14 protein-coding genes are annotated in these 26,218 nt (G+C 45.6%); 5 read left to right on the top strand and 9 right to left on the bottom strand.

Annotation, left to right across the window (positions count from 1 at the left end; translation table 11 throughout):
* Positions 1-14: 14 nt before the first annotated feature.
* Positions 15-983 (top strand): tRNA (adenosine(37)-N6)-dimethylallyltransferase MiaA, encoded by a 969-nt coding sequence (miaA, locus tag KUA48_RS14625; RefSeq protein WP_218432921.1) that lies wholly within the window; start codon positions 15-17, stop codon positions 981-983.
* A 135-nt stretch (positions 984-1,118) separates the two neighbouring features.
* The gene (locus KUA48_RS14620; protein ID WP_022121645.1) at positions 1,119-2,048 is read left to right on the top strand and encodes a diacylglycerol kinase family protein; all 930 of its coding nucleotides are present in this window, start codon (positions 1,119-1,121) and stop codon (positions 2,046-2,048) included.
* Positions 2,049-2,125: 77 nt separating this feature from the next.
* Here the strand turns inward: KUA48_RS14620 and KUA48_RS14615 are convergent, their stop codons facing one another.
* Complete coding sequence (locus KUA48_RS14615) at positions 2,126-2,830, bottom strand: Crp/Fnr family transcriptional regulator (protein WP_153136793.1); 705 nt, start codon at positions 2,828-2,830, stop codon at positions 2,126-2,128.
* Positions 2,831-3,042: 212 nt separating this feature from the next.
* Here KUA48_RS14615 and KUA48_RS14610 point away from each other — a divergent pair, with 212 nt between their 5' ends.
* From KUA48_RS14610 to KUA48_RS14600, 3 genes are all read left to right on the top strand, one after another.
* Positions 3,043-4,986 carry a glycogen debranching enzyme N-terminal domain-containing protein gene (locus KUA48_RS14610; RefSeq protein ID WP_118079038.1) on the top strand — a complete coding sequence of 648 codons (1,944 nt, stop codon included), beginning with the start codon at positions 3,043-3,045 and terminating at the stop codon, positions 4,984-4,986.
* Between the two features lie 18 nt (positions 4,987-5,004).
* Entirely contained in the window at positions 5,005-6,273 is a 1,269-nt protein-coding gene (locus tag KUA48_RS14605) for a glycosyltransferase family 4 protein (protein ID WP_022121648.1), read from the top strand.
* Positions 6,274-6,357: 84 nt separating this feature from the next.
* The gene (locus tag KUA48_RS14600; protein ID WP_218432920.1) at positions 6,358-7,791 is read left to right on the top strand and encodes a glycoside hydrolase family 57 protein; all 1,434 of its coding nucleotides are present in this window, start codon (positions 6,358-6,360) and stop codon (positions 7,789-7,791) included.
* 112 nt (positions 7,792-7,903) lie between these two features.
* On the opposite strand, the gene KUA48_RS14595 is transcribed toward KUA48_RS14600, so the two are convergent.
* The 8 genes from KUA48_RS14595 to KUA48_RS14560 form a co-directional block, all read right to left on the bottom strand.
* Entirely contained in the window at positions 7,904-9,694 is a 1,791-nt protein-coding gene (locus KUA48_RS14595; RefSeq protein ID WP_218432919.1) for a glycoside hydrolase 43 family protein, read from the bottom strand.
* Positions 9,695-9,715: 21 nt separating this feature from the next.
* The gene (locus tag KUA48_RS14590; RefSeq protein ID WP_218432918.1) at positions 9,716-11,701 is read right to left on the bottom strand and encodes a glycoside hydrolase family 28 protein; all 1,986 of its coding nucleotides are present in this window, start codon (positions 11,699-11,701) and stop codon (positions 9,716-9,718) included.
* A gap of 244 nt (positions 11,702-11,945) precedes the next feature.
* Entirely contained in the window at positions 11,946-13,655 is a 1,710-nt protein-coding gene (locus KUA48_RS14585; protein WP_218432917.1) for a RagB/SusD family nutrient uptake outer membrane protein, read from the bottom strand.
* A 48-nt stretch (positions 13,656-13,703) separates the two neighbouring features.
* The gene (locus KUA48_RS14580) at positions 13,704-16,979 is read right to left on the bottom strand and encodes a TonB-dependent receptor (RefSeq protein WP_218432915.1); all 3,276 of its coding nucleotides are present in this window, start codon (positions 16,977-16,979) and stop codon (positions 13,704-13,706) included.
* A gap of 1,057 nt (positions 16,980-18,036) precedes the next feature.
* Complete coding sequence (locus tag KUA48_RS14575) at positions 18,037-19,053, bottom strand: type IV toxin-antitoxin system AbiEi family antitoxin (protein ID WP_256624453.1); 1,017 nt, start codon at positions 19,051-19,053, stop codon at positions 18,037-18,039.
* A gap of 220 nt (positions 19,054-19,273) precedes the next feature.
* The gene (locus tag KUA48_RS14570) at positions 19,274-20,965 is read right to left on the bottom strand and encodes a DUF5123 domain-containing protein (RefSeq protein ID WP_215651986.1); all 1,692 of its coding nucleotides are present in this window, start codon (positions 20,963-20,965) and stop codon (positions 19,274-19,276) included.
* Positions 20,966-20,993: 28 nt separating this feature from the next.
* On the bottom strand, positions 20,994-22,937 hold the full coding sequence (locus KUA48_RS14565) for a RagB/SusD family nutrient uptake outer membrane protein (RefSeq protein WP_218432913.1): 1,944 nt from the start codon (positions 22,935-22,937) through the stop codon (positions 20,994-20,996).
* Positions 22,938-22,957: 20 nt separating this feature from the next.
* Positions 22,958-26,206 carry a TonB-dependent receptor gene (locus KUA48_RS14560; RefSeq protein WP_218432911.1) on the bottom strand — a complete coding sequence of 1,083 codons (3,249 nt, stop codon included), beginning with the start codon at positions 26,204-26,206 and terminating at the stop codon, positions 22,958-22,960.
* Positions 26,207-26,218: the final 12 nt, after the last annotated feature.

The following is a 26,218-nucleotide window of genomic DNA, read 5'->3' as shown; positions in this document are numbered from 1 at the left end:
TTTAACTTTGCGGCATGAAATATTCGATGATAACCATATTGGGACCTACGGCGAGTGGTAAGACGAGTCTTGCTGCCGCTCTTGCAGCCAGGATCAATAGCCTGGGTGCCCATTTGTCGGGTACCCCTGCCAAGGGCGCTGAAATCATTAGTGCTGACAGCCGGCAGGTATATCGCGGCATGGATATAGGTACGGGTAAGGATCTGGCTGACTATACCATCCATGGCAAGCAGATACCTTATCACCTCATTGACATCTGTGAGCCTGGTACGAAATATAATCTCTTTGAATATCAGCAAGATTTTTATGATGCCTATCAGGATATTCAGAAGAGAGGGGCTTTTCCGATATTATGTGGAGGTACAGGACTCTATATTGAGTCGGTGCTGAAAGGTTATCATCTCTCACCTGTTCCGCAGAACCCGGAACTCCGTGAGTCATTGGCTCATAAGAGTTTAGAGGAACTTACGCTGATACTGAAAGAGCTGAAGGCGAAAACGGGTTCTAATATGCACAATCGCACAGACGTGGATACAGCACAGCGAGCTATCCGGGCGATAGAGATTGAAAGCTATAATCTGGAGCATCCGATGCCGGAACGTGAACTCCCACCGGTTGATTCGCTGATTATCGGTGTCAGTATCGACCGCGATGCGAGAAGGGAGAAGATTTCCCGCAGACTGAAACAGCGATTGGATGAGGGAATGGTAGATGAAATCAAGGGGCTGCTAGACCGTGGCATCCCTGCCGAAAATCTCATCTATTATGGTTTGGAATATAAGTTTATTACTGAATATGTGATTGGTAAGACTTCCTACGATGAGATGTATCGCGGTCTGGAAATTGCAATCCACCAGTTTGCCAAAAGGCAGATGACGTGGTTCAGAGGTATGGAGCGCAGAGGCTTTACCATCCATTGGGTAGATGCATTGCAACCGATGGAGAAAAAGGTGGAGGCTGTTTTGGGGCTGATGAGGAGTTAGGCTGCGGGCTGGAATCTGGCTAGGGCTGGCATCCGATGGAATCGGATGCAACGGTGGCTAGGCTTAATGGGCATGGCTAGGCGGAAGTAATATTTTTCTAATTACAAAGAAGAGACAAATTACAAAGAAGAGACAATGGTAAACGAGAATAAATGGGGGCTGCTTTATTGCCCTAGAGGAGGCTGGCGAAGTAACAAGCGCTGGGAAAAAATAGAGAAGGTGCTCAAGCAGCAGGGCGTGGATTACGACTTTGTGCAGAGCGAGAATCAGAAGAGCGTAGAACGGCTCATCAGAATGTTTATCAACAATGGTTATAAGACCATTGTCATCGTTGGTGGAGATTCTGCGCTCAATGATGCAGTAAACTGTCTGATGCAGATAGATCCGAAAGAAAGAGAAGAGGTGGCACTGGGGGTTATTCCTAACGGACTGATGAACGACTTTGCCCACTTCTGGGGATTCAGCGACAGCGATATCGAGAAGACGGTGGCGTCGCTGAAAAAACGTCGTATCAGAAAGATTGACCTCGGTTGTATCCGCTATGTGAACAAGAAGGGGGAGAAATGCCGTCGCTATTTCCTCAACTGTATCAATATCGGACTCATCGCCGCCATCATGAACCTGAGACGAAAAACCCATCATATCTTCGGTTCACGTACCCTGTCGTTTCTCTGTTCCTTCATCCTGATGATATTCCAGCGTCTGGACTATAAGATGCATGTGAAAATCAATTCGGATGTTATCAAGCGTAGAGTGATGACGATGTGTATAGGCAATGGAACAGGATATGGACAGACTCCGAATGCTGTGCCATATAACGGACTGCTTGATGTGTCGGTGGTATCTCATCCTAAGACAACCCAGCTCTTCGAGGGAATCTATCTTTTTGTGAAAGGTAAGTTCCTCAACCATAAGAGTGTGCATCCTTACCGTACCCGAGAGGTAGAGGTGCTTGATGCCCAGCATGCCCTGATAGGTATTGATGGCAGATTGATGAATACACCGGTAGGCCCATTCCAGATTACTGTAATTCAGGAGGTTATCAACTTCCTGATACCCGTATAACCGGTATGCCCGTAATAAGTGAAATATATCAAGAAAAACGAATAATGTAAAACATATAAATAAAAAATAGCAGAACTTTATCCGAGTTCTGCTATTTTTATGATTTCTTCTTCCTGTAAGATTTTGATTTTCCTTCCTTCAGTATTGATGAGTCCTTCTGCCGTAAAGGCTGAGAGCGTACGGATGGCATTGCTCGTTGTCATATTACAGAGATTTGCCAGATCTTCACGACTCAATCGGATGTCAAGAGTTTTTCCGTCTTTTTCTAACCCATAAGAGTCTTTCAGAAATATCAGTCCCTCGGCAAGTCGGGCACGGATATGTTTCTGGGTGAGGTTCACGGTACGGTCGTCCGATTTACCTATTTCCACACTGAGATATTTGATAAAGAAGAAGCCGATGTTGAAACTCTTGGAGATCAGTTTCATGAGAACTGCCAGCGGGAACTGGGCAACGACGCAGTTTTCCAGCGACATGGCTGCCGTCTTGTATATCTCATCTGCAAAATAGGCTCTGAAACCAAAAAATTCAATCGGTTTGATAACACGGATAATCTGGCTTTTGCCACCGATACCTTCTTTGTATATCTTCACTTTTCCCGCTATGAGACATAGTGCATATTCGGGAGTACCCTCGTTCTTGTAGATGATTTCGTTCTTCTTATACTTCTTGATTTCCAGATGTTCTTTCAGTAAATCGAACTGGTCATCAGTGATGCCTCCCCATAGCTTAGCAATCAGCGTTGCTATATTTTCTTTATCGTATTTTCCTCTAGCTGCCATGTGTACAAATCTTTTAAACTGAAAACTGAGTGCAAAAGTAATGCTTTTTCTCGAAATAATCAAGCATTTTTGTCTAAAAATATGTTTTAAAACATAAAAAGACAATTTTTTCTAAAAATGGCATACAAAAAGCTTTGTTATACCACAAAAAAGTGTTACCTTTGAAAGCAATTAATTTAGTCAACAAAAATATAGAACCTTAATATAGATCTATGAGTTATCTAAAATTCGAAAAGGCCCTTATGACGAATCTTCAAGAGTCGTTGCCTAAGGAGTTGTTGAGAACAAATCGCTCGGGTGCATATTCGTGCTCAACGATTGTAGACTGTAATACCCGCAAGTATCACGGATTACTTGTCGTGCCGGTTCCAGAACTGGACGATGAGAATCATGTGCTCTTGAGTTCGCTGGATGTTACGGTGATTCAGCATGGAGCAGAGTTTAACCTCGGCTTGCACAAGTACCAGGGCAACAACTACAGTCCGATGGGCCACAAGTACATTCGTGAGTTTGATTGTGATAAAGTGCCAACTACCCTTTATCGCGTAGGTGGTGTTATCCTGAAAAAGGAAGTTGTATTCCAGCATTATGAGAATCGCATTCTGATTCGCTATACCCTGGTAGACGGCCATTCGGCTACAACCCTTCGCTTCCGTCCTTTTCTGGCTTTCCGCAGTGTCCGTCAGTTTACTCATGAGAATGCTACCGCATCTCGTGATTATGCTGAGGTAGATCATGGCATCAAGACCTGTATGTATGCAGGTTATCCAGATCTCTACATGCAGTTCTCCAAGAAGAACGAGTTTAAATTCTGTCCGGATTGGTATCGTGGCGTGGAATATCCAAAGGAGCAGGAGAGAGGTTATGCTTCTAACGAAGACCTCTATGTTCCTGGCTATTTTGAAATGGATATCAAGAAAGGCGAAACCATCGTCTTTGCTGCTTCTACATCAGAAATCAAGGCGGTCAGCCTGAAGAAGCTCTTCGACAAGGAAGTGGATGAGCGTTCGCCTCGTGACAATTTCTTCCATTGTCTGGTCAATGCGGCTCATCAGTTCCATCGTCGTGAAAAGAACGATGACCGTTATATCCTGGCAGGTTATCCTTGGTTCAAGTGCAGAGCCCGCGATACATTCATCGCTCTTCCGGGTCTCACCCTCTCTATCGAGGAAGATGACTACTTCGAACTGGTGATGAAGACTGCCATGAAGGGATACTACGAGTTTATGGAAGGCAAGCCGGTCAGCGTTCATATTGCTGAGATAGAGCAGCCTGACGTGCCATTGTGGGCTATCTGGGCTTTGCAGCAGTATGCCAAGGAAACCAGCAAGGAAGAATGCTTCAAGAAGTATGGACAGTTTATCAAGGATGTTATCAGCTTTATCCAGGATAACAAGCATCCGAACCTGAAGCTCGAAGAGAACGGATTGCTCTATACCGATGGTAAGGACAAGGCTGTTACCTGGATGAACTCTACTGCCAACGGCAGACCAGTGGTTCCACGTACCGGATATATCGTAGAGTTTAATGCTTTGTGGTATAACGCTTTGTGCTTCTGTGCTTCTCTTGCTGCAACAGTAGGTGAAGAAGACAGCCAGCAGAAACTCCTGGCTCAGGCTGAGCAGACCAAGCAGGCATTCCTCGATACCTTCCTCAATGAATATGGCTATCTCTACGATTATGTTGATGGAAATATGATGGACTGGAGCGTTCGCCCGAACATGATATTTGCAGTGGCTTTCGACTATTCTCCATTGTCGCAAGACCAGAAGAAGCAGGTTCTTGATATCTGTACACGCGAACTCCTTACTCCTAAGGGATTGCGTTCACTCTCGCCAAAGAGCGGTGGATATAATCCTGTTTATGTAGGTCCGCAGACCCAGCGCGACTATGCTTACCATCAGGGTACGGCATGGCCATGGCTCGGCGGCTTCTATATGGAGGCAAGTCTGAAACTCTATAAGCGTACCCGTTTGAGCTTTATCGAACGCCAGATGGTAGGTTATGAGGACGAAATGTCTTCCCACTGTCTCGGTACCATCAGCGAACTCTTCGATGGAAACCCTCCATTCGCAGGTCGTGGTGCCATCTCTTTCGCCATGAATGTGGCTGAGATTCTGCGTGCGCTCGAGTTACTTGAAAAATATCAATATTAATAATAGGAGGACTGCTATATGAAAGTTTTAATGTTTGGATGGGAGTATCCTCCTCACGTATTTGGTGGTTTGGCAACTGCCAACTTTGGTATCTCCCAGGGACTTCATGCCCAGGGCGATGTTGATATCACATTGTGTCTGCCTCATCCTTTCGGTGATGAGGACCGCAGTGCCTGCAAGATTGTGGCAATGAACAGTGTGCCTATCGCCTGGCGAGATGTAAATCACGACTATGTGCAGCAGCGCGTAGGCAATATCATGAATCCGGACGATTATTTCCGCTACCGTGACCACATCTATGCCGATTTTAACTATATGCATGTAAATGACCTCGGCTGTATGGACTTTGCCGGTGGTTATCCGTCAAATCTTCATGACGAGATCAACAACTATAGCATCATTGCCGGAGTTGTAGCCCGTTCAGAAGAATTTGATATTATCCATGCTCACGACTGGCTTACATTCCCTGCCGGAATTCATGCCAAGCGCGTGAGTGGCAAACCATTGTGCATCCACGTTCATGCTACTGATTTCGACCGTAGCCGTGGAAAGGTGAACCCTACCGTTTACGCTATCGAGAAAGACGGTATGGATAATGCCGACTGCATCATGTGTGTATCCGAACTGACCCGCCAGACGGTGATTCACCAGTATCATCAGGATCCACGCAAGTGTTTCGCCATGCACAATGCCGTATACCCATTGAAGCAGGAGTGGCAGGATATTCCACGCCCAAATCATAAGGGCAAGGAGAAGGTAGTAACCTTCCTGGGACGTCTTACCATGCAGAAGGGACCTGAATATTTCGTTGAGGCTGCCAACATGGTATTGCACCGTACCCGCAATGTGCGTTTCTGTATGGCAGGTTCGGGCGATATGATGGATCAGATGATTTATCTCGCTGCCGAAAGAGGCATTGCCGACCGGTTCCACTTCCCTGGCTTTATGCGCGGCAAACAGGTTTATGAATGTCTGAAAGACAGTGATGTCTACGTGATGCCATCTGTGAGCGAGCCGTTCGGTATCTCACCTTTGGAAGCTATGCAGTGCGGCACACCAACCATTATCTCCAAGCAGAGTGGATGTGGAGAAATTCTGTCCAACTGTATCAAGGTAGACTACTGGGATATCCATGCCCTTGCTGATGCCATCTACAGCATCTGTCACAACGAGAGTCTTTTCGATTATCTCTCAGAGGAAGGCAAGAAAGAAGTAGACCAGATTACCTGGGAGAAAGTGGGAGCCCGCATCAAAGACCTGTACCTCAAAACCTTAGGGTGGAAGTAGGTTAAGTGAAGAGTGAAGAACGAAGAATGAATAATTTTGAGGCTTTACTCATCTTACAAGTTAAACGTTCAAATTTCAAATTTTATGAAAACAATTTGTTTATATTTCGAGATACATCAGATTACCCATCTGAAACGCTACCGCTTCTTCGACATCGGTACCGACCATTATTACTATGATGACTACGAGAACGACCGTAGCATCAACGAGATTGCTGAGCGCTCTTATATGCCAGCCTTGAATGCCCTTCAGGAGATGATTGAAAAGAACGGCAAGTATTTCAAGATAGCTTTTTCGCTTTCGGGTGTGGGTATGGAGCAGTTGGAACTTCATGCTCCTCAGGTGCTGGAGAAGCTTCAGCAGCTCAACAATACGGGTTGTGTAGAGTTCCTGGCTGAACCTTACTCTCACGGACTTGCTTCTCTGGTTAATGAGGCAAGTTTCAAGGATGAGGTGATGCGCCAGTGTACTAAGATTGAGGAATATTTCGGAAAGAAACCTGCCGTATTGCGCAACTCTTCGCTCATCTATAGCGATGATATCGGTAACGATGTTGCCAACATGGGATTCATTGGTATGCTCACCGAGGGTGCCAAGCACGTGCTCGGCTGGAAGTCTCCTCACTATGTTTACCATTGCGCCCTGAACCCTAAGTTGAAGCTCCTTTTGCGCGATGTGAACCTGAGCGATGATATCTCTCTGCGCTTCAGCAACAGCGATTGGGACGGTTATCCACTCTTTGCCGACAACTATATGAACCGGATTGCTGCCTTCCCAGAGGAGGAGCAGGTTATCAATATCTTCATGGAGCTTTCTGCTCTTGGTATTGCCCAGCCTCTGTCAAGCAACATCCTCGAGTTTATGAAGGCTTTGCCTCAGTGTGCCAAGGACCGTGGCATCACCTTCTCAACACCTAGTGAAATCTGTAAGAAGATCAAGTCGGTAGGCGAGGTGAATGTGCCTGATACCTTGAGTTGGGTAGACGAGGAGCGTGATGTAAGTTCGTGGTTGGGTAACCCGATGCAGCGTGAGGCTTTCAACAAGCTTTACAGTGTGGCAGACCGTGTACGTATCGCCAACGATCCACGTATCAATCAGGACTGGGATTACCTGCAGGCAAGTAACAACTTCCGCTTCATGACTACCAAGCCAAGCAATGTGGGTCTTGACAGAGGTATCTATTCAAGTCCTTTCGATGCTTTCACTAACTATATGAACATTCTTGGCGACTTCATTACCCGAGTAAACGACCTCTATCCTACTGATGTTGATAACGATCAGCTTGAGAGCCTGCTTACTACCATCAAGAATCAGGATGAAGAGATTGAGATGAAGGACAAGGAGATTGTCCGTCTTCAGGCTAAGATTGAAAAGATAGAGAAGGAGGCTGAGAAGCACCATGGCGAGAAGCCTGCTAAGGCTGCTCCTGCCAAGAAAACCGCAGCTAAGCCTGCAGCCAAGAAGGCTCCTGCCAAGAAAACAACAAAGGCAGAGCCTAAAGAAGAAAAGAAAGATTAGAATTTTTAGATTACTCATAATGATTAATCCCCCTCGCTGCATTGATTTGCAATGAGGGGGATTTTTTTGTTTCCCAAAATATTCTCTGAAATAACGCGTTAGCAGGAAAGCGTTATTTTTCGAAATGAATCCAGTCTACGTCGAAGAAGGCAGCATCGTTCTTTTTGGCTGTGCGGGTGTTGAAGAAACCGAGCTTGGCACCAATCCACTTGCCTTCACGCACAGTGAAAGGATTGCCTATCTTGTTGAATTTCTTACCATCCAGACTGTAGCTCCATTCAGCGATAGCCTGTATCTGGTTGGCGATACCCTCGCTATGAACCTTCACACGGAGCCATACATCCTGGGTAGCGATGCGGGAAGAAGGGATATCATCTACGGCATACTTTACGGTGTAAGGCTGAGGCTGCTTGCTGGTCTTGATGGCAACCTGTTTCACCACCTTCTCAGCCTTTCCCTTCTCAGCCTTCTCACAGGTTACATATTGCAACACAACACCCTCTTCCTTGGTATCAACAAACTTGAGTGCCGCATAGTCCATGCCTTGCATAATCATACCGGCACTTTCGCCCAGTACCTTATCTTTTTCTTTGTAAGCCTCGGTGCGGTTCGGAATAAACTTCACCTTGGCTGTAGCAGTAAAGTTCTCGGTAGGGAGTTTCTGGAGCAGGAGGTTTGGCAAATCATACAGATTCTTTGCATCTTCTGCCTGCTGTACACCATAGAGGCGCAACTTGGAGTTCTTGGCATCACAGAAGTACCAGTACTGACTGTAAGGACCGTTCCACTGCCATTGCAGACCTAAATCTACGCTATTGAAATCATCCGATTCCTTAGGCTGGAAGTTTCCGCTTGATGGCAGGTTTGGCTTCTTCCATTGCTGCACTGGGTCACCGCAGCCGTCACCATCCTTGTCGTCACCGATGACGAGCCAGTCGTTCACCCATCTGGCTGGTTGCAGATGAACCACACGACCGTAGGCATGCTTATCCTGAAAGTGGAGGAACCAGTCTTCGCCGTTCTGGGTATCAACCCAGGCACCCTGGTGAGGACCGTTTACCTTCTTGTTCTTTCCCTGTGCCATACCTACATACTCCTCGTAAGGACCAAATGGATTCTTGGAACGCAGTTCTACCTGCCAGCCATACTTCACGCCGCCCGCAGGACTCATGATGTAATAGTAGCCGTTACGCTTGTAGAACTTGGTACCCTCGATGGTAGGTTGGTCTTCATGACCATCATATACGATGCGTGATGGACCGATAACCTTGGTGCCGTCAGGTGACATCGGAGCTACGAAGAGTACCGATTTGATGCCGGCTCTTGAACCGGCACAGCCATGCGACAGATAAGCCTTGCCGTCTTCATCCCAGAGAGGGCAGCAGTCGATCATACCTTTTCCCTTCATCACCCAGGTGATAGGTTCCCATGGACCACGTGGGTCCTGAGTCTTGGTCATAAAGAGTCCCTGGTCAGGATCACCGCAGTAGATATAGAACCATCCGTCATGGTAGCGGATAGATGGTGCCCACACGTAGTTACCATGCTGAACCTTCTTGCGCCAATCCAGTTCGGTGCCCTGATACTCTGGCAATACTGGATAGTCATTGAGTAGGGCAGCGCCGATAATCTCCCAGTTTACCAGGTCGGTGCTGTGCAGAATTTGCAAGCCTGGGAAACACTGGAAGGAAGAGGAAGTCATATAGTAGTCATTGCCCACACGGCATACGTCAGGGTCTGAGTAGTCGGCGTCAATAACCGGGTTGCGGTACATTCCGTTCTTCAGGTTCGGATTCCATGTCTTGGATACCGCCTTCTGGGCATTCACGCTCAGCGCAGAGAGCGGCGAACTCAATGCGATGGTGGCGAGAATGCACAGGAGTGAATGCGATTTTATTTTCATTGTTACCGATGTTTAAATGAATTATTTAGCTACGTATTTCTTGTTGTTGTAGATATAGATCCCTTTTTTGAGACCTTGCAGGTCTTCTGCCTTGGCATTGAGCTTTACCATGCGACCGCTGAGATCGTAAATGTTATTATTGTTTACCTTGGCGATGGCAGCAATTGGCTGGATGCCTGTAGATGTCTCTGTATAGAGAGTGAACTGCAAGATGCACTGCTTTACCTTTGGAGTGAAAGTAAGCGTGTGCTCTACAGGTGAATCAAACTCTACTGTATATTTTTTCAGACTTTTGTCTTTTGGAAAAACATAGGTAGAAGCATCATAGCTTGTGCCGTTTATCTCGCCGAGATAGGCATCTGCATCTGTGTAATTGTCTTTTCCCTCGATATCCATTTTGACAATCTTTATGCCGTCAGGAATGATGATGGTGTATTGATTTGCGCTATACTTGATATAGTTGGTACCAGAACCAGTATCGTATGTCTTTCCCTTCTCATTGCTGATAGCGAAGCCATTGCTGAAAGAACCGGCTGTCTTATCCGTCAAAGTTTTTGAGTTTAATGTGAAAGGACCCTTAGTATCAGTAACTGTTGAACCTGTAGACGTAGCATCACACTCGTCTGTCCAAGTAGAATCAAACTTCTTGAGCCAGATTGAACCGCTGCTGACGGTAATCTTAGAGTTGTTCTTGAACACGAGATTATCTACGAAACGGATGTCGATACCCTTCTTGGCAGAAATCTGTACATTGTCGAGTGTCACGTTCTTGATATGGCTCTCAGGACGGCCAATCAGGAAGATAGCGTTACCTTCGCATACATCTGTTGTCTTCACGTTCTGAAGCAGAATGCCGTTGTAGGTTGGAGTTGTGCTGTCCACCGCTCTTGCATTTGCCTTATCTACGGCTGGATCGCTGTTGTAATTTTTGTCGTAGAAGCAGTCGATAGAGAATGGGTTCTTCACCTTGGTCATGGTGAAGTTGGTGAACTTCCAGTCCTCCTCGCCACCGCCACGCAGTGTACCATCGCTATTGATACCTGTCTTCATGCGGATACCCGCAGTAGTACCGTTCATGGTGATATTGTCGAACCAAACATGCTTGATGTTCTTGGTGTAGCTACCGATAGAAGCACCATGTCCTGTACCAAAGTCGCAGTTCCAAACATGGATATACTGAGCATTGTCATCGCAAACTACGTTATCATCACCTGTACTGATGTTGCAGTTATAGATGTTCATGTGGTGTCCCCAGATAGAGATACCGTCTGTGTTATGAGAAGGTTGCTCTGTCTTGGTTTCAGAAGAAGGGTTATAGATGGTTACATCATGAACAGTACCATGGTTCGCACCATTGCTGTTACTCAAGGTGATGTTGACACCCGGAGTATTCTGAACCTTGAGATTGCGAATCAGGAATCGGCTGCCTTTCTCGAATCGGATCATGGCTCCCGGATTGAATTTCTCATTGTTGTCGCGAGCCTTCCACCAACGGGTTCCCTGTCCATCGATGATGGAAGTCTCACCTTCGCCCTCAATAACAATGTCGCTTTGGTTCTTATTCTTGCAACCGATAAAGAGCGTTTTGTTGTTAGGTGCCTTTCCATATTCTACGAGCTTCAAGGTGGCTCCTGCGCAAAGGTGGAGCACAGTCTTTGACTTGATGCTGAGTACCTCGGTCTTGCTTGTCATCTGGTCGGTACTACCAAACATCCAGGTACCGGCAGGAATCACGACCATACCACCGGTAGAAGGCACAGCATCAAGTGCTTTTTGGATAGCCTTGGTGTTGTCTGCAGCAGATGTCGAGGCACCATAATCCTTGATATTAAATGTGTTTGCCGAAGTGATGGTAGGCAACTGTGGCAGTTCTACGGCAGTCCATCCTTCAGGAGTGTTCTGTGCAATCTGCTCGGCTGTGATACCAGCGAAAGTTTGTGCTTTAGTGAACATTGGCAGAGCCATGAGCGCAGCCAGCACGACTGTCTTAATGATTGATTTCTTCATTTCTTCTTAGGTTTATTTATTTTATTATTTTCTTTTCTATAAGATTTTCTGCAAAGTTACGACATTTTTGCTTATCACATGCAGATAGTGGGCGAAAAACTACGAAAACGATTACGTACTACCTGCCAGATAGAATAAAAAAGAAAGACCGTATCCATTAGGAATTATCTCCCTAGGATACGGTCTTAAACCTAATGATTAACGTATGTCTTGATAGTTTTTTTTATCAACATAGTGGCTTTGATTAGTAACCAGGATTTTGGTCGGCTAATGTCAGCTGATCGTTGGCATCAATTGCAGCCTGTGGGATAGGGCGAAGAAGTTTCTTGCCGATATACTGGGCAGCCTTGTCTCCCATCTCATGGTTATACTTGGTGCAACGTGTTACCAGGGTCTGGGTTCTGCGCAGATCCATCCAACGAGCCTCATTACCGAAGTTCTCGCAGGCATTCTCATCAAGGATGTCATCAATAGTGACTGTTCCTGTAAGTGCAGGAAGTCCAGCACGCTGGTGAACCTCATTGAGTCGTGCCAATGCCTTATCATTAACACCAGCCTTCAGATATGCTTCGGCTGCTACAAGATACATTTCTGGTAATGTGATGATATGGATGTCACGATAGCAGGTGTTGCCTTGATTAGATGCAGTCTGACTGTCATCAAATTTCTTGCAAGGACTTGAACCATATACTAGCGCCTGGTTGTCATAGTAGTCTATATCGGAGCCATCCATATTCTGTGCTTCCTTGGTTCGTGAATCCATAGGAATGCGGTAGGTATTCGCTCTGTTTGTTGGGTCTTTAGCCTTCCATGAATCAAAGTCGGCATCGGTCTCATACCATGCAGAATAGTAACGAACCACAGGATAACCCTTTAGGCTCTCACCATTTTTATACCATGTCCAGTAGCCAGTATTCGTAGCATTTCCTTTGTTTATATTAGGCAATTCCTTCATAAAGGTAGCATCGTAACGCAGGTCGCCCTTCTGAAAGCAATGCAAAGCATAGATTGTTGGCACATAGCTAGAGGAAGTTGCCTTGATAGGATCTTCGGCTCCACCTAAGTAGTTGCAGTAGTAAGTGCTCCATGCTGTACCACCCGATGTTGTGTTGTTGGCTGTGGCCAAATCGTATTCTACGTCCCAAAGAAACTCTGCGTTATCATCGCCAGAACCATCTGCCTTCCAAAGGCTGGCAAATGGTGTTGTCAACTTTCTGCCTGCAATTACCTCATCGGCAAGAGAAGCTGCCTTGGCAAAGTATTCCTGCTTGCCGAGGTCCCATGCTGCTGAGAGATAGGTCTTGGCAAGGATAGCCTTGGCTGTTTCCTGGCTGATTCTGCCGCCACCCTTGGTAGCTGTTGAAGCCTGAAGCACATTCTTGCTGATAACATCTTCGAGCTCGCTGATGATATAGGCGTATACATCTTCAGAAGAAGACTTAGGATATCCGGTTTTTGCCGAAGTGAGGAAATCCTTCATTATAGGTACACCTCCAAAGTTGTTCACTAGGAGATAGTATTCATATGCAGCAAGCACGCGTGCCTCGCCCACGAGCTTGTTCTTCAAGGCATCATCTATCTTAGCGCTCTGTGCATAGTAGGATACAGAATTAGCTGCACGGATACCTGAATAGAGATAAGTATAGAGATTCTTGATATCCGTATTTTCTGGAGTCAGAGTCTCGTAAGTGTTCAATGCCTCATTCATCTTGTTTCGAGCATCGGTATACATATCTGTACCTGCAGAAAAGCAGCTGGTGAACAGAGGTGCTGCATAGATGTTTTGCAGACGTTGATAGGCATCATTTACCAAAGTGTTGAAGCCATCTTTGGTAGCGAAAGTTTGTTTGTCGCTCACATTCGACTTGTCTTCTGCGTCCAGAAAGTCGCTACAGCTGGTCATGGTGCCCATGCAGCAAGCAGCGAGAGCTACGCTATATAATATCTTTTTCATAATTGTTTCCTTTTTTATATGAAGTTTAGAACTTAATTGGGATGAAGCTTAGAACTTCAAGTTGACACCAAACTGATAGGTTACAGATGATGGACCACCGTTCTGCAAGCTCTGTGAAGCCCACTCAGGGTCGAAGCCCTTGTAGTTGGTGAAGCAGAATGGGTTCAGGATATTCATGTAAACACGAAGGTTTCTGATTCCAGCCTTGCTTACTACGTTCTTTGGCAAGGTGTAACCCAGGGTGATGTTCTTAACCTTGGTGAATGAAGTCTTCTGATACTGGAAGCCTTCTCCCTTGGCTGAACCCTTGTCACCGAAGTAACCACCCATAGATGTATCGCTGTTGTTTGGATAAGGATACTTTCCGTAGTGGGTCTCTGTGGCGGTTGTAATCTCACCTGTCTCATGATTGATGATTGGTGCTCCTGCAGGGATGTAGTAATCCAACTTCATGTGGGCATTACCACGGTCGCTATACTTCATATACTTCTCGTGGAAATAGCTGCGTGACCAGAATCCGCTCTTTGTATAGAACATGATGGAGAAGTCGAAGCCCTTGAAATAGATATTGGTAGAGAGGCTTCCTGTCCAGCGTGGATCGGTGCAACCATAAATTTGCTTATCACTGTCATCAATCTTACCGTCGTCGTTCCAGTCATTAACGGCTACCTGGCCCTCATACCACTTGTATTTCTTTCCATACTTGTCGTAGAATTCCTTTAGGGTATAGTGCTTGTCACCATTCATAGTGTGCATAGTTACACCCTTGTCAGTGATAACTTCGGTATGGGTATAGTCGCGGAGTACGTTCAATGGCTCACCGATGAACCAGTTGTTGGCAACTTCATCAACCTTACCATTACTCAACTCCTTAATCTTGTTCCAGTTGCGGGCAAAGTTTACGTTCGCACTCCAAGAGAAGTCTTTCTTGTTGATGATATTAAAGTTCAAACCGAGTTCAATACCTCTGTTCTGAACAGAACCAACGTTGAAGGTTGAAGTTTTCTCACCGGTTTCGATAGGCACTGAACGTGACATGATCTGACCATCAGAAAGACGATTGTAGAAGTCGGCAGTTACATTGATCCGATTCTTCAGGAAACTCAGGTCGAGACCGAGATCGAACTCCTTCACCTTCTCCCAAATGAGGGCTGTGTTCACCAATCCGTTAGGATGATAGCCCTGCACTTCATTACCATCGATGGTTACGTAGGTAGGACCTGTAGCAGAAGCGATGGTTACATAGTCGCCCACATTGTTGTTGCCTGTAACACCGTAAGATACACGGAGTTTGGTATTGTCAAGCCAAGAACTGAACTGCTTCATCCATGCCTCATCAGAGATGCGCCATGCTGCGGCTACAGATGGGAACCATCCCCAGCGGTTGCCATCGGCAAAACGGGAGCTGCCATCGGTACGGAGTGTAGCTGTGGCCATATATCTTCCCTTGTAAGAGTAGTTGGCACGGAAGGCAAATGACTCCAGTGATGACTCATTGTATTTGCTGGAGAGATTCTTATCACCGCTAGCTGAACCCAGATTGTGGAATGTAGTATGATCGTTGGCGATACCCTTAGCCTCTTCGTATTGATACTCTGTATTGCTCTTGTAGAGTGAGAAGAGGGCCATGGCACCAATGTTGTGGTCACCAAAAGTCAAGTTATAGTCTATTTGGTTATCCCAGGTCCAATCCATCCGGCTGGTGTTTGCAACAGATGCAAAGTTGGTCTTGTTCTTCTGATAATAGGTAGAACCTACATCGTTACCTTCGTTGATACCTGTAGCATAGAAGATGCCCTGGCGCTTGTGAGAATAGTTTGGAGAGAAGGTTGTAGTAAACTTCAATCCCTTCATAATATTGGCACGCAGATACAAGTTACCCATCATGGTGTATTTCTTGGTCTCATTGGTATAATTACCATCATAGAGGTCAATCAATGGGTTGTATGTCGAGGTAAACTGAGCATCTGAACCAAAGGCAGCCTTGGCGCCCGGGTTAGGAATCAGATTGCCATCTGCATCTGTAGGAGATACGAATGGGTTGAAATAGAAGGCATTCACGTATGGTGAAAAAGTTCCATCCGTGCAAACATCTTCAGTCTTACTCATAGACAAGTTGACAGAGAAACCAGCATCAAAGAATTTGTTGAGCTTGGCATCCATGGCACCCTTCAGGTTGAAACGCTCATAGTCGTTGCCTTTGAATACGTTCTCCTCGCCCTGGTAACCCATACCTACACGGTAGTTTACCTTATCTGTAGCGCCGGCAGCGCTGATGAAGTGGTTCTGCTGAGCTGCAGTGCGGGTCACCATCTTCTTCCAGTCGTAACCGTCAAAACTTGGATCCATCATCAGTTCGTAAAGCTTTGAATCCTTGTAGCTGGTTCCTCCCTTGCGGGTCAGGAAGGCTGAATTCAAGTCGGTATCCTTGATGATGTAGTGTGGATGTCCTTCGGCATCAACACCCTTGCGGCTTGAACCATCGTAGCTCTTTCCGTCGAGCATGGTGTATCTGGCAAAACGGTAATCCATGAATTCATTGGCACCCATCATTTCTGGCATGCGGGCAAGCTTCTTGATACCGTAATATCCGTCATAAGAGATGGTAGCCTTCTGTGCCTTGTCTGCACCCTTGCTTCCCTTGGTGGTAATCATGATGACACCGGCAGAAGCACGGGAACCATAGATGGCGGTAGAAGATGCATCCTTCAATACGTCGATGCGGTCGATATCATCAGGGTTGAGAAAGTCCATGTTGTCGCAAACCACACCATCAATAACATACAATGGCTGTGCCTGCTTGTTGATGGAAGCCTGTCCACGAACCTGGATATTGAAGCCTGCACCTGCGCGGCTACCAGACTGGGTGATGTTGACACCAGGAACAGAACCCTGCAGAGACTCTGCAAGATTGGTAGTACCACGAGCGGCAATCTTTTCTGAGTTGACAGATGCGATAGAACCAGTTACGTCGCGTTTACGCATAGTACCATAACCAACGACAACGACCTCGTCAAGGGCTGCATTGTCATCTTCAAGTACGATGTTCCATGTTTTCTGACTTCCTACTTTTACTTTCTTAGGCTTGCAGCCGATGTAGCTGAAAGTCAAGACCGCATTAGGGTCTGCGTTCTGAATGGTAAACTTACCGTCAAGGTCGGTGATGCCACCTGCCTTGCCATTCTGGTCAGTAATGGTTACACCAATCATTGGGTCGCCATTAGCATCCTTAACGGTACCTTGGATTGTTTTCTGCGCAAAAGCGAGGAAACAAACCGAACTCAAGGTCAGTGCCATGCTGGCACGTTTCAGTTGTTGATACATAACGATGTTTGTTTTGTAGGTTATTATTATATCTTGTTAAGTTTTGGTCTAATTGAACTTATTTGCGATTAGTTGTAGTCGTGTTTGATTCTCAATAGATCATAAGAAATCTTAGATTTTTGATAATAATCTTTTGATTTCTGCTACAAAAGTAGTGAAAAATCTCACACAACGAACAAAATAATTGAAAAATCTAACGTAAACGTTTTCACTAGTGTTTCTTCTACAATATTGCCTTTAATTGTGTAATTCAGGCTTGCAAGTGAGCCTTACGTAACGTTTAACTGAGGTTTATTTGAAGTTCAAGTGAGGCTTACTTGAACGGTTAAAGAGGCTTATTTGAAGCTCAAATGAGGCTTACTTGATGTGAGCAGGAGGTAGCCGGAATTACGTCGCGACGTATCTCTCGCTGCGTCGCGACGCGCCGATTGCTACGTCGTGACGCATCAGATGCTACGTCGTGACGTAATTTCAGCAGCCCTAGGTAAGCGGATCCGCTTACCATAGGGGCGTGGTAATACTTCATAGCGCAAGTTCATACGAAAGAATGTGATTAAATTAGCAAAAGGAGACGTTTCTTTGGGTTCAAGGAGACGTTTCTTTGGGTTTAAGGAAACGTCTCTTTGAGTTGAAAGAGACTACTTTTCGAGTTGAAAGAGACTGCTTCTCGAAGGTTGCCACTAGGCTCAGCAGACCTGCCGACTGCAGTCAGCAGCTCTGCCGACTGCAGTCGGCAGGTCTGCTGAGCCTAGTGACAACACCTTTTAATCGTACAACTACAACCCTTATAGTCGTACAACCATACACCCTTTAGTCGTACAACCATACACCCTTTAGTTGTACAACCATACACCCTTTAGTTGTACGACCATACTCCTTTCAGTTGTACAACCATAACCCATTAAGTTGTACAACCATAAACGCAAGCCCGCCAGGCGTTCTTTTTACGCCTAGTGGGCTTGCGTTTTCTCCTATGATAAAGAAGTCATGATTCATTTTTCGGAAGCTGTCTGTAAGCTTCTCCAATAAATCCACAAGGAATGGATTGTTTATTTTTTCACTCGAAATCTTTAAGCTCATTCTTTAATATGCGTTGCGCAGCCTCTAAGCAGCGACAGTTGCCACTACCCATCAAGTCTGCATAGATTAATATTGCAGGAATAGTCCTGTTGTCTGTTTCCCAATTCCAGAATTTGTTGTATAGATGAATTTCACCATTTACATCTTGCTTGACAGCCCCAGTTCGCATCAGATGTGCAGCTGGTAATTCCGTGTATATGTCGAAACTTCCTGGTTGTAAGTAGCCATCTATTAAGTTGGCAGCAGGTTCTCCTCCCCATACCATTCCTTGTGGTAATTCTATATTTTTCCACTCGTTCCTTTTCGCGTCTGTTCTAAATGCCATTGTACCTACTAATAGCTTGGGCTTCAAAACTTCATTGTAATTGCTAACCCATAAGTCAAGCAGTTTCTTTTTGTCTTTAATAGCACGACCATTTCGTGTATCACAGACAAAACCACGTCTTGCAAGTTCGTCCAAGACGTTTTTCACGCTGCCTAAAGATACACCAATCTGCTCTTTTATTTCTCGATAAGGCTTCTTTACATTGTCTGCATTTTGCAACAGATAAAATACGACTTTCAATCCAGCATCTTGAAATACGGGATATGTCTTAACCTGTGGTTCTGTATTTTTCCTGCCTTGATTGGATATTTGGAAAATTAAATTTCCCCTTTTCATGTATCTTACAAGGCAGTTTCCTGCACAGTCAAGATAGTTAATGCCTTTGCTTGCCAGTTCTGTTGATACCTGCGGTGTGACATATTGTGTAACTAGCAAGATTTGCTGCTTGTCATTGTTCATAGCTTGCATCGTTGCTAATGTAGGATTTAATGAAGTCTTGGTTATGTTTTCTTTAACAAAGCACACAAAATCTACATTCATTATCTTAACAATGGTATCATTATCATTGACACACTTCTCTTTAATGGCTGTTGTCGACATGACATCATCCATAGGAAGGCTTGCTTTTAGAGCATCCAATGCTTGTTTTATTATATTATTGTTTGCCATTATTTTTATTATTTGTTCAACATATCAGTTATGTTCAATTTTATTGAACACTGCAAAAAGATAATGAACAAAACTTAAACGAACGAACTTTTTGTTCAATATTTTATGTTGTTCAATACTATTTAACATAGTGTCATGATTAAACAGAATAAAAAAGTGCAATGCTCCATATAAGCATTGCACTTTTCTTAAATTTATATTAGATGTTAATCCTTATGGATTAATCCTCTACTACATACCAGCGTGGGTCACCAGCCTTTTCTTTCAAAGTACCAGCCTTGATGGTGAAGTTGCCATTGGCTGGGTCAGTGAATAACTGCTCAGAGCTGAATTCTGTATCATTTACGCCCTTAATCACCTTGAAGAAGTCTGTTGTTCTGAAGCTGTTGGCTACAGTAGCTGGAGTCTTGCTTCTGATGTTTTTGTCGGTTTTCTCATCTGCGCTCTTACCGAAGATACAGCTTTCAATTGTGAATGTGTTTGGTCCAAATTTGGCATCTTTGCCGAAGTCAACGAAGAACTGACCGTTACCATTACAGTTGTAGAATGTGCTGTTCTTGATGGTGATATCCTGCATATCTGTATTATTGCTGTAGATGAATACCTTACCCGTTACACAGATGCTGTTGAATGTACAGCCGTCAATCTTTACGTTGTCGAGATGACCTGCACCGCTTTTTGCATCAATGTGGATGAAACCATAACCTGCACAGAGTTTGGTGAAGATACTATTCTTCAAGGTAAGTTTGCTGATAGACTTAGCATCACTTCCCTGGAGACGGAAGAATGAATTTTTGATATTGCTAACCTCGCAATCCTCCAAAGTGAACTCGCTTACGGTACAAGCCTTGCTCTGGTTGATGAAGTAGCTAGCACCATTCTCTTCCAATTTCACGTTTTGGAACTTGATGAATGCATGAGAACCTGCAACATCGAAGTTCTTGTCGAGGGTGATGGTTGGCGTCTCGCCTCCTGCCAAACCGAAGAATGTAACAGACATTCCGTCTGGGATGGTTACGTTGGTCTTGCCACCGTCTGAATCATTTGTGCCGTAGAGAGCTACCTTGGCACCGGCTGGGATACCGATGGTTGCGCTATAGTTTGTCGCGTTGCCTGCCTTAGCCTTAGCCTGTTCAGCTATCTCATCGATGAGCGTCTGTGAGATGACTGTTACATCGCTGGCAAGAGAATACTTATAGTCAGCTGCTGGCATGGCTGCAGGAGTTGTAATCTGCAACTGGCCGCGCTTTACGTCATTCTTATAGATAGTGATGGTATAAGTGCTTGTTGGCTGTAAGCCAGCAAGAGTATATTTACCAGCTGCCTTTTCCTCATCTGTCAAATTGATAGTCTGGATGTTCTCTGCATCGTTAGCGTTAGCATAAGTGATGTGAGTAACATCAGCACCTGGAGTCCAGCTCAAGTTCACGTGATCCTCGAAGAGGTCGGTTGCCTCTACATTGTTGAAGATTTGCTCTGCCTTTGTCTTGAAAGATGAACCATCCTTGTAGTAAACCCATTTAGACTCATTAACAGTAGAAGACATAGCCTTTACACGCATGTAGTACTTGCTGTCGCCATCGAGACCAGAGAGAACTACTGGAGAAGAAGTCAAGGTCTTATCTTCTCCGAACTTGATGATGTTAGCATTCTCAACACCTTCGTAAAGAGAATCCTTGCTTACCTCGAATACATAGTACTCTGGTGAAGGAACTGTTTTTGATGTGAAGGCAGAGAATGTAACCGTAGCTGATGTTTCGGCAGTTTCAACGGTGATTTTGTCACCGTTGAGACCGAACAATCTTGACAGGCTGCCATCTACGTCCCAGTCATTGCCATCGGTACAAGATGTAGCCGACAGAGTCAATGCTATCATAGATGCTGTGCCCAATATGTTTTTAATGCTCTTCATTTTCTTTTCTTTTTTGATTAAAGATGAATTAGTCTGCATAACCATAAGAGTTGTGAATCTTACCGTTGGTTGCAGAGATGGTTGTAGAAGCGATTGGCATGAGATAGCGGTTCTTCACTGCTACGTTATCGCCAACCAAACCGCTGCTGATAGATGGCAGGTTTACGTCAACCTGTGTATCTGAACCAGAATCCAACTTAGCTGCGCCGAATGAGTCGATGCTGCCAGCGTAGTCAGCAGGTGTCTTTCCGTCAGGAATACCATACCATGTTACGCTAGAGAAGTCAATCTTTGTCTTCTTCTCATCCAGATAGTTGAAGTAAATGGTCTCCTGGTAAGTACCATCTGCAAGCTCATTCAGATAAGTCTGCTTGAACTCGTTGATTTTTTCTACCAAGAGGTTCCAGCGGATCAAGTCGTACTTGCGGATACCTTCACCTGCAAACTCCCACATATTCTCCTGAACGAGAGCATTGAAGAATGCGTCCTTGTCAGAAGGGATATTGTTTATGTATGCCTTTGCCTCGTCCTTGTCAGCCTTGTTGAAGGCACGGGTATGTACAGCTTCCAAAGCCTGGCGGGCAGTCATACCATTGGCAGAACCCTCGTAGTTAGCATCTGGATTACCTGCCAATTCGTTCATACACTCAGCATAGTAGAGCAATACCTGAGCATAGCGCATCTTCACTGGATTGATACCTGTAGTGTGCTTAGCTGTTGCCTTCAGGTTGTTCTGCAACCAAGTATTGTTCATCTTGCGGGCATCCCACTTACCTACATACATACCGAAAGGAGCATTCTTCAGCATGCTCTCAACAGTATTGCTGCCGTCCTGCTTGATTTCGAAGTTAGCGCAAGTGATGTCACGGCGTGTATCCTTCTTGTCGTAGGAATAGAGCAGAGGAGCTGTAACCTTCATTTTACCAGATGAGTTGCCATAGCCATATTCTGTTGTAACACCACTCAGGCGGACACCTACAGTGTAACCCAACTCACCAGTTACGTTCTCACCGAAAGGAATCTCGAAGAGGTTCTCGTGGTAAGTCTTGTCGAGAGAGAGTTGGTTAATCAAGTACCACTCGTTCTCGAAAGATGGGTTGAGATTGTGAGTATTGTCGTTGATGATAGCAGACCAGTGCTTCAGGGCACGCTCGTAGAGAGCCTTGCGGTCTGCTGCACCAGGGCGCTGTGTTGGATAAGTAGCATCGCTGTAAGATGCTGTCTCATATCCGTCCTTTGACTTCTCACGGATGGCGTAGCCGGCGCGTGTCATGGCAATCTGTGCCAGGAGAGCGTGAGCATAACCCTTGGTTGTTCGCTCTGTGGTATAGCCTGTTGCCTGGTCTGCCCATGGCAAGTATTTGATAGCCTCATCCAGGTCGTTCATCAGGGAATCCATAATCACGTCGCGGTCGGTCTTCTCCAGGTAAGCGTTGCTCAAGTCAGACTTTGATGCTTCAACCTTGAAAGGAATATCACCGAAAATACGAACCAGGTCAAAGTAAACCATGGCGCGGATGGTGAGTGCCTCGCCGAGGCTACGTTCCATAGACTTCTGGTTAGCACCACCGGCAGTGAGAGTTGCGCTGCTGCGGATACCCTCGATAATCTGGTTGGCATCCTCGATGATACCATACTCAGCATCCCATACGCCGCTGATCTTGCTCCATCCCGGGTCCATGTTATAGTTCATGTTACCACGTTCACTTGAGGTGTTTGTAGCATTGCTGCCAAGACCGTCAATCAATTCGCAGTCGCTGTTCAGGTTCCATACAATAGACAGGTCCTGTGCGTAGGTACGGTCCTGTGCCATTCCGCCATAGAGCTTATTGACGCGAAGATTGGTATAATAAGGTGAGGCGTAGGTATTCTCAGCTGTCATCTCTGATGGAGAGGTCTGATCCAGAAAATCGGAGCATGAAGACAATCCTAATACGCCTGCCAATGCAAATGCATATAATATCTTGTTCATTGTTATTATCTTATAAAGTTTTAGAATGTAACGTTAATACCACCTACGAAGGTGCGGCTCTTTGGATAAGCTGCATAGTCGATACCTGGGGTCATTGGGTTCTTCTTAGAACTTGTATCAACCTCTGGATCGTAGCCTGAGTAGTTGGTGAAGCAAAGCAGGTTGTAACCTGTGAAGTAGATGCGTACGTTCTGCATATAGCACTTGTTTACCCACTTCTTTGGCAAGGTGTAACCCACTGTTACGTTCTGCAGACGCAGGAATGATGCATCTTCTACAGCATAGCTGATGAGCTGCATGGTTGATACGCCTGCTGGATTGTAGATATTGGCGTTGGCATTAATCTCGTTCAAGCGGTTCATCACCTTTTCTACACCACCATATTCTGTGATGAGGCTAGCTGATGGGCGACCGATGTTGTTACCGTTGGCTGGGTCAATCCAGGTATAGCGGTTGCCTACCTTGAAGTCATCCACCAGGTTGTAGTTCTTGGCTGAACCTGCATAGAAGGAGTTGGCAAGCTTGGTACCGTTCACCAGCTTGTTGCCCAATGAGTAATTGAAGAACAGGTTGAAGTCGAAGTTACCAACGTGACCGTCGAAACCGAAACCACCCGTTGTGGTAGGTACGGTGTTACCCAGGCGCTGCTTCACTGCTTCACCATTCTCGTCAACTTCTACCTTGGCAACGCCTGGATAGAGGTTACCGCCGAAGAGCTTGTAGCTGTTGTCCTTTACGCCTTCTGCCAGTGCCCAGGTTCCGTTTTCCTTCAATACCAAGTCTCCCTTGCCTGTTGCGGCATCAAATACAGTGTAGAAACCATTGCTCTTGTAGCCCCAAAGCTCACCGAGGCGACCGCCTTGCTCTACACGGAAGTCTTCATACTTGGCGATGGTAGAACCACTCCAGTTAGAACTCTGCCATGGGTTCTCCATGTTCAACTCATCAATCTTGTTCTTGTTATAAGATACGTTGAAGTTGAAGTTCAAGCCGAAGTTCTTCTTGTCCACGATTACGGCATTGAGCGCCAACTCAACACCCTTGTTAGAGGTCTTACCGAAGTTCTGGAACTGGTAAGAGTAACCTGTGTTGGCTGGAACGATACTTTGCATCAAGAGGTTCTTGGTGGTATTCCAGTAGAAGTCCAATGTACCGCTGAGGCGACCATTGAAGAAACCGTAGTCGATACCGAAGTTACGGGTCACTGTGGTTTCCCACTTCAAGTCTGGATTATAGAGAAATTTACCATGCTCAAGCATCGAAGCTCTGTTCTCATCGAAGAATGGAGCCTTTGATGTGTTGTCTGCCATAGAGTAGGTGGTAGTCAGCAAACCAGAGTTGATACGGTTGTTACCTGCTGTACCGAAGCTCAGACGGGCCTTCAAGTTAGAAAGCCAGCTGGAAGCACCCTTCAGGAACTCCTCGTCAGATATACGCCAAGCCAAGGCTGCTGATGGGAAGATACCCCAACGGTTGTCCTTGCCAAACTTACTGGAACCATCGGCACGAACGGTAATGGTAGCCAGATACTTGTCGTTGAGTGTATAGTTGATACGGCCGAAGTAAGAGAGAATGTTCTCCTCTGCCTTGATATTACCTTCGTTCGGAAGTGCTGTACCTGCTGCTGTGTTTGCCAATACCTCGTTCAATGTGAATGAAGTAGGGAAGGCTACAGAAGTGTTGGTGCGGGTTACGTCCTGGCTGCTGCTCCACTCCTGACCTACCAATACATTGATGTGGTCACGACCATGGAAAAGCTTCTTGTTGTCGTAAGTCAATGTATTTGCGTTACGCCAGTTCTTGTTCTCCAAGCGTACGAACTGTGCCTGTGGCTGACCGTTGTAACCATACTTAGAGTTGGTAGTTGCATTAGAACCCCAAACCTGTTCGGTATTGTTGTACTTCCAACCATAGCCGAACTCAGAACGGAATGTGATATTCTTGAATGGCTTCCAGTTTAAGCCAACGTTGTAGTTTTGCTGGAAACGTTCCTGATACTTATAGGTATCGGTGATACGCTCTGTTGGGTTACGGCGTGTAGATGTGCTGTTCTCCTCATCATCGTCTGATGTGCCGGAGAGAGGCTCTACCGGGTTCCATCTTACGGTGTTGGCAACAACTGAGTTTGCTGCACTTGACTCGTTGGTATCAGCACCACCATTCAAACCGTCCAGCTTTGTGAAAGCCATACGGCCATTGAAGTCGAGAGATAACCACTTGTTCAAGTTGGCATTAATCTTGGCGTTTACATTGTTCTTGGCATAGCCAGAACCCTGCATGATGCTCTTCTCGTCGTTGTGAGAAAAACCGATGTTGTACTTCAGGTCCTTGGTACCGCCGCTTACGTTCACGTTATACTGCTTTTGGTTACCTGTACGGCCGAATACCTCATCCTGATAGTCACGTCCTTCGATAGACTTCCAGATGTCGAGGTCGTTGTAGTTACCATAGTCAGTGCTACCCAACTCATACTGATAGTATGCATAGTCGTATGGAGACATAGTCTTTACCAACTTAGATACTTTCTTGTAGCCGAGAGAAGCATTGAAGTTTACCTGAGTCTTACCCTCAGAACCGCTCTTGGTTGTTACGATGATAACACCATTAGCACCACGGGCACCATAGATGGCTGTAGAGGAAGCATCCTTCAATACGTCGATGCTCTGAATCTCGCTAGGAGCGATGTCGCTGATAGAACTAACTGGGAAACCGTCTACGATGTAGAGAGGTGAGTTGTCCTGAGAAAGAGAACCACCACCACGCACACGAATCTTCACGTCAGCATCAGGTGAACCTTCAGTGGTGGTGATGTTTACACCCGCCATCTTACCGGTCATCGCCTCGCTCACGTTAGATACAGGAATGTTGGCAATCTGCTTGTCACTGATAGAAGATACAGAACCTGTGAGGTCCTTCTTTCTAACAGTACCATAACCGATTACTACGACATCGTTGAGGGTGGTGTTGTCATCCTCAAGCTTTACATCGATTGATTCTTTACCTGCAACGCTTACTTCCTTAGCTTTCATACCAATGTATGAAATCTTCAGTTTCTTGCTCTTGCCTTTTAAGTTTACTGTGAAGTTACCATCAATGTCGGTCACGCCACCATTGCCAGCTACACCTACCTCCATGACAGATGCGCCGATGATTGGCTCGCCCGTATTGTCAGTAACAACGCCTTTTACTGTTTGTGCAGATACACTTGTTACTACGAACATCAGTGCGCCCGCCAAAGCAATTTTCTTTTTTCTAAAATTACCAGACATACACTTTAGGTT

The sequence above is a fragment of the Segatella copri genome, from assembly GCF_019249795.2.
Lineage (GTDB): Bacteria > Bacteroidota > Bacteroidia > Bacteroidales > Bacteroidaceae > Prevotella > Prevotella copri_B.
This window is presented reverse-complemented; position numbering and strand designations above follow the sequence as displayed.

Coding starts and splice junctions, on each gene's coding strand:
- miaA (WP_218432921.1), top strand. CDS start 15: ATGAAATATTCGATGATAACCATATTGGGACCTACGGCGAGTGGTAAG.
- KUA48_RS14620 (WP_022121645.1), top strand. CDS start 1,119: ATGGTAAACGAGAATAAATGGGGGCTGCTTTATTGCCCTAGAGGAGGC.
- KUA48_RS14615 (WP_153136793.1), bottom strand. CDS start 2,830: ATGGCAGCTAGAGGAAAATACGATAAAGAAAATATAGCAACGCTGATT.
- KUA48_RS14610 (WP_118079038.1), top strand. CDS start 3,043: ATGAGTTATCTAAAATTCGAAAAGGCCCTTATGACGAATCTTCAAGAG.
- KUA48_RS14605 (WP_022121648.1), top strand. CDS start 5,005: ATGAAAGTTTTAATGTTTGGATGGGAGTATCCTCCTCACGTATTTGGT.
- KUA48_RS14600 (WP_218432920.1), top strand. CDS start 6,358: ATGAAAACAATTTGTTTATATTTCGAGATACATCAGATTACCCATCTG.
- KUA48_RS14595 (WP_218432919.1), bottom strand. CDS start 9,694: ATGAAAATAAAATCGCATTCACTCCTGTGCATTCTCGCCACCATCGCA.
- KUA48_RS14590 (WP_218432918.1), bottom strand. CDS start 11,701: ATGAAGAAATCAATCATTAAGACAGTCGTGCTGGCTGCGCTCATGGCT.
- KUA48_RS14585 (WP_218432917.1), bottom strand. CDS start 13,655: ATGAAAAAGATATTATATAGCGTAGCTCTCGCTGCTTGCTGCATGGGC.
- KUA48_RS14580 (WP_218432915.1), bottom strand. CDS start 16,979: ATGTATCAACAACTGAAACGTGCCAGCATGGCACTGACCTTGAGTTCG.
- KUA48_RS14575 (WP_256624453.1), bottom strand. CDS start 19,053: ATGGCAAACAATAATATAATAAAACAAGCATTGGATGCTCTAAAAGCA.
- KUA48_RS14570 (WP_215651986.1), bottom strand. CDS start 20,965: ATGAAGAGCATTAAAAACATATTGGGCACAGCATCTATGATAGCATTG.
- KUA48_RS14565 (WP_218432913.1), bottom strand. CDS start 22,937: ATGAACAAGATATTATATGCATTTGCATTGGCAGGCGTATTAGGATTG.
- KUA48_RS14560 (WP_218432911.1), bottom strand. CDS start 26,206: ATGTCTGGTAATTTTAGAAAAAAGAAAATTGCTTTGGCGGGCGCACTG.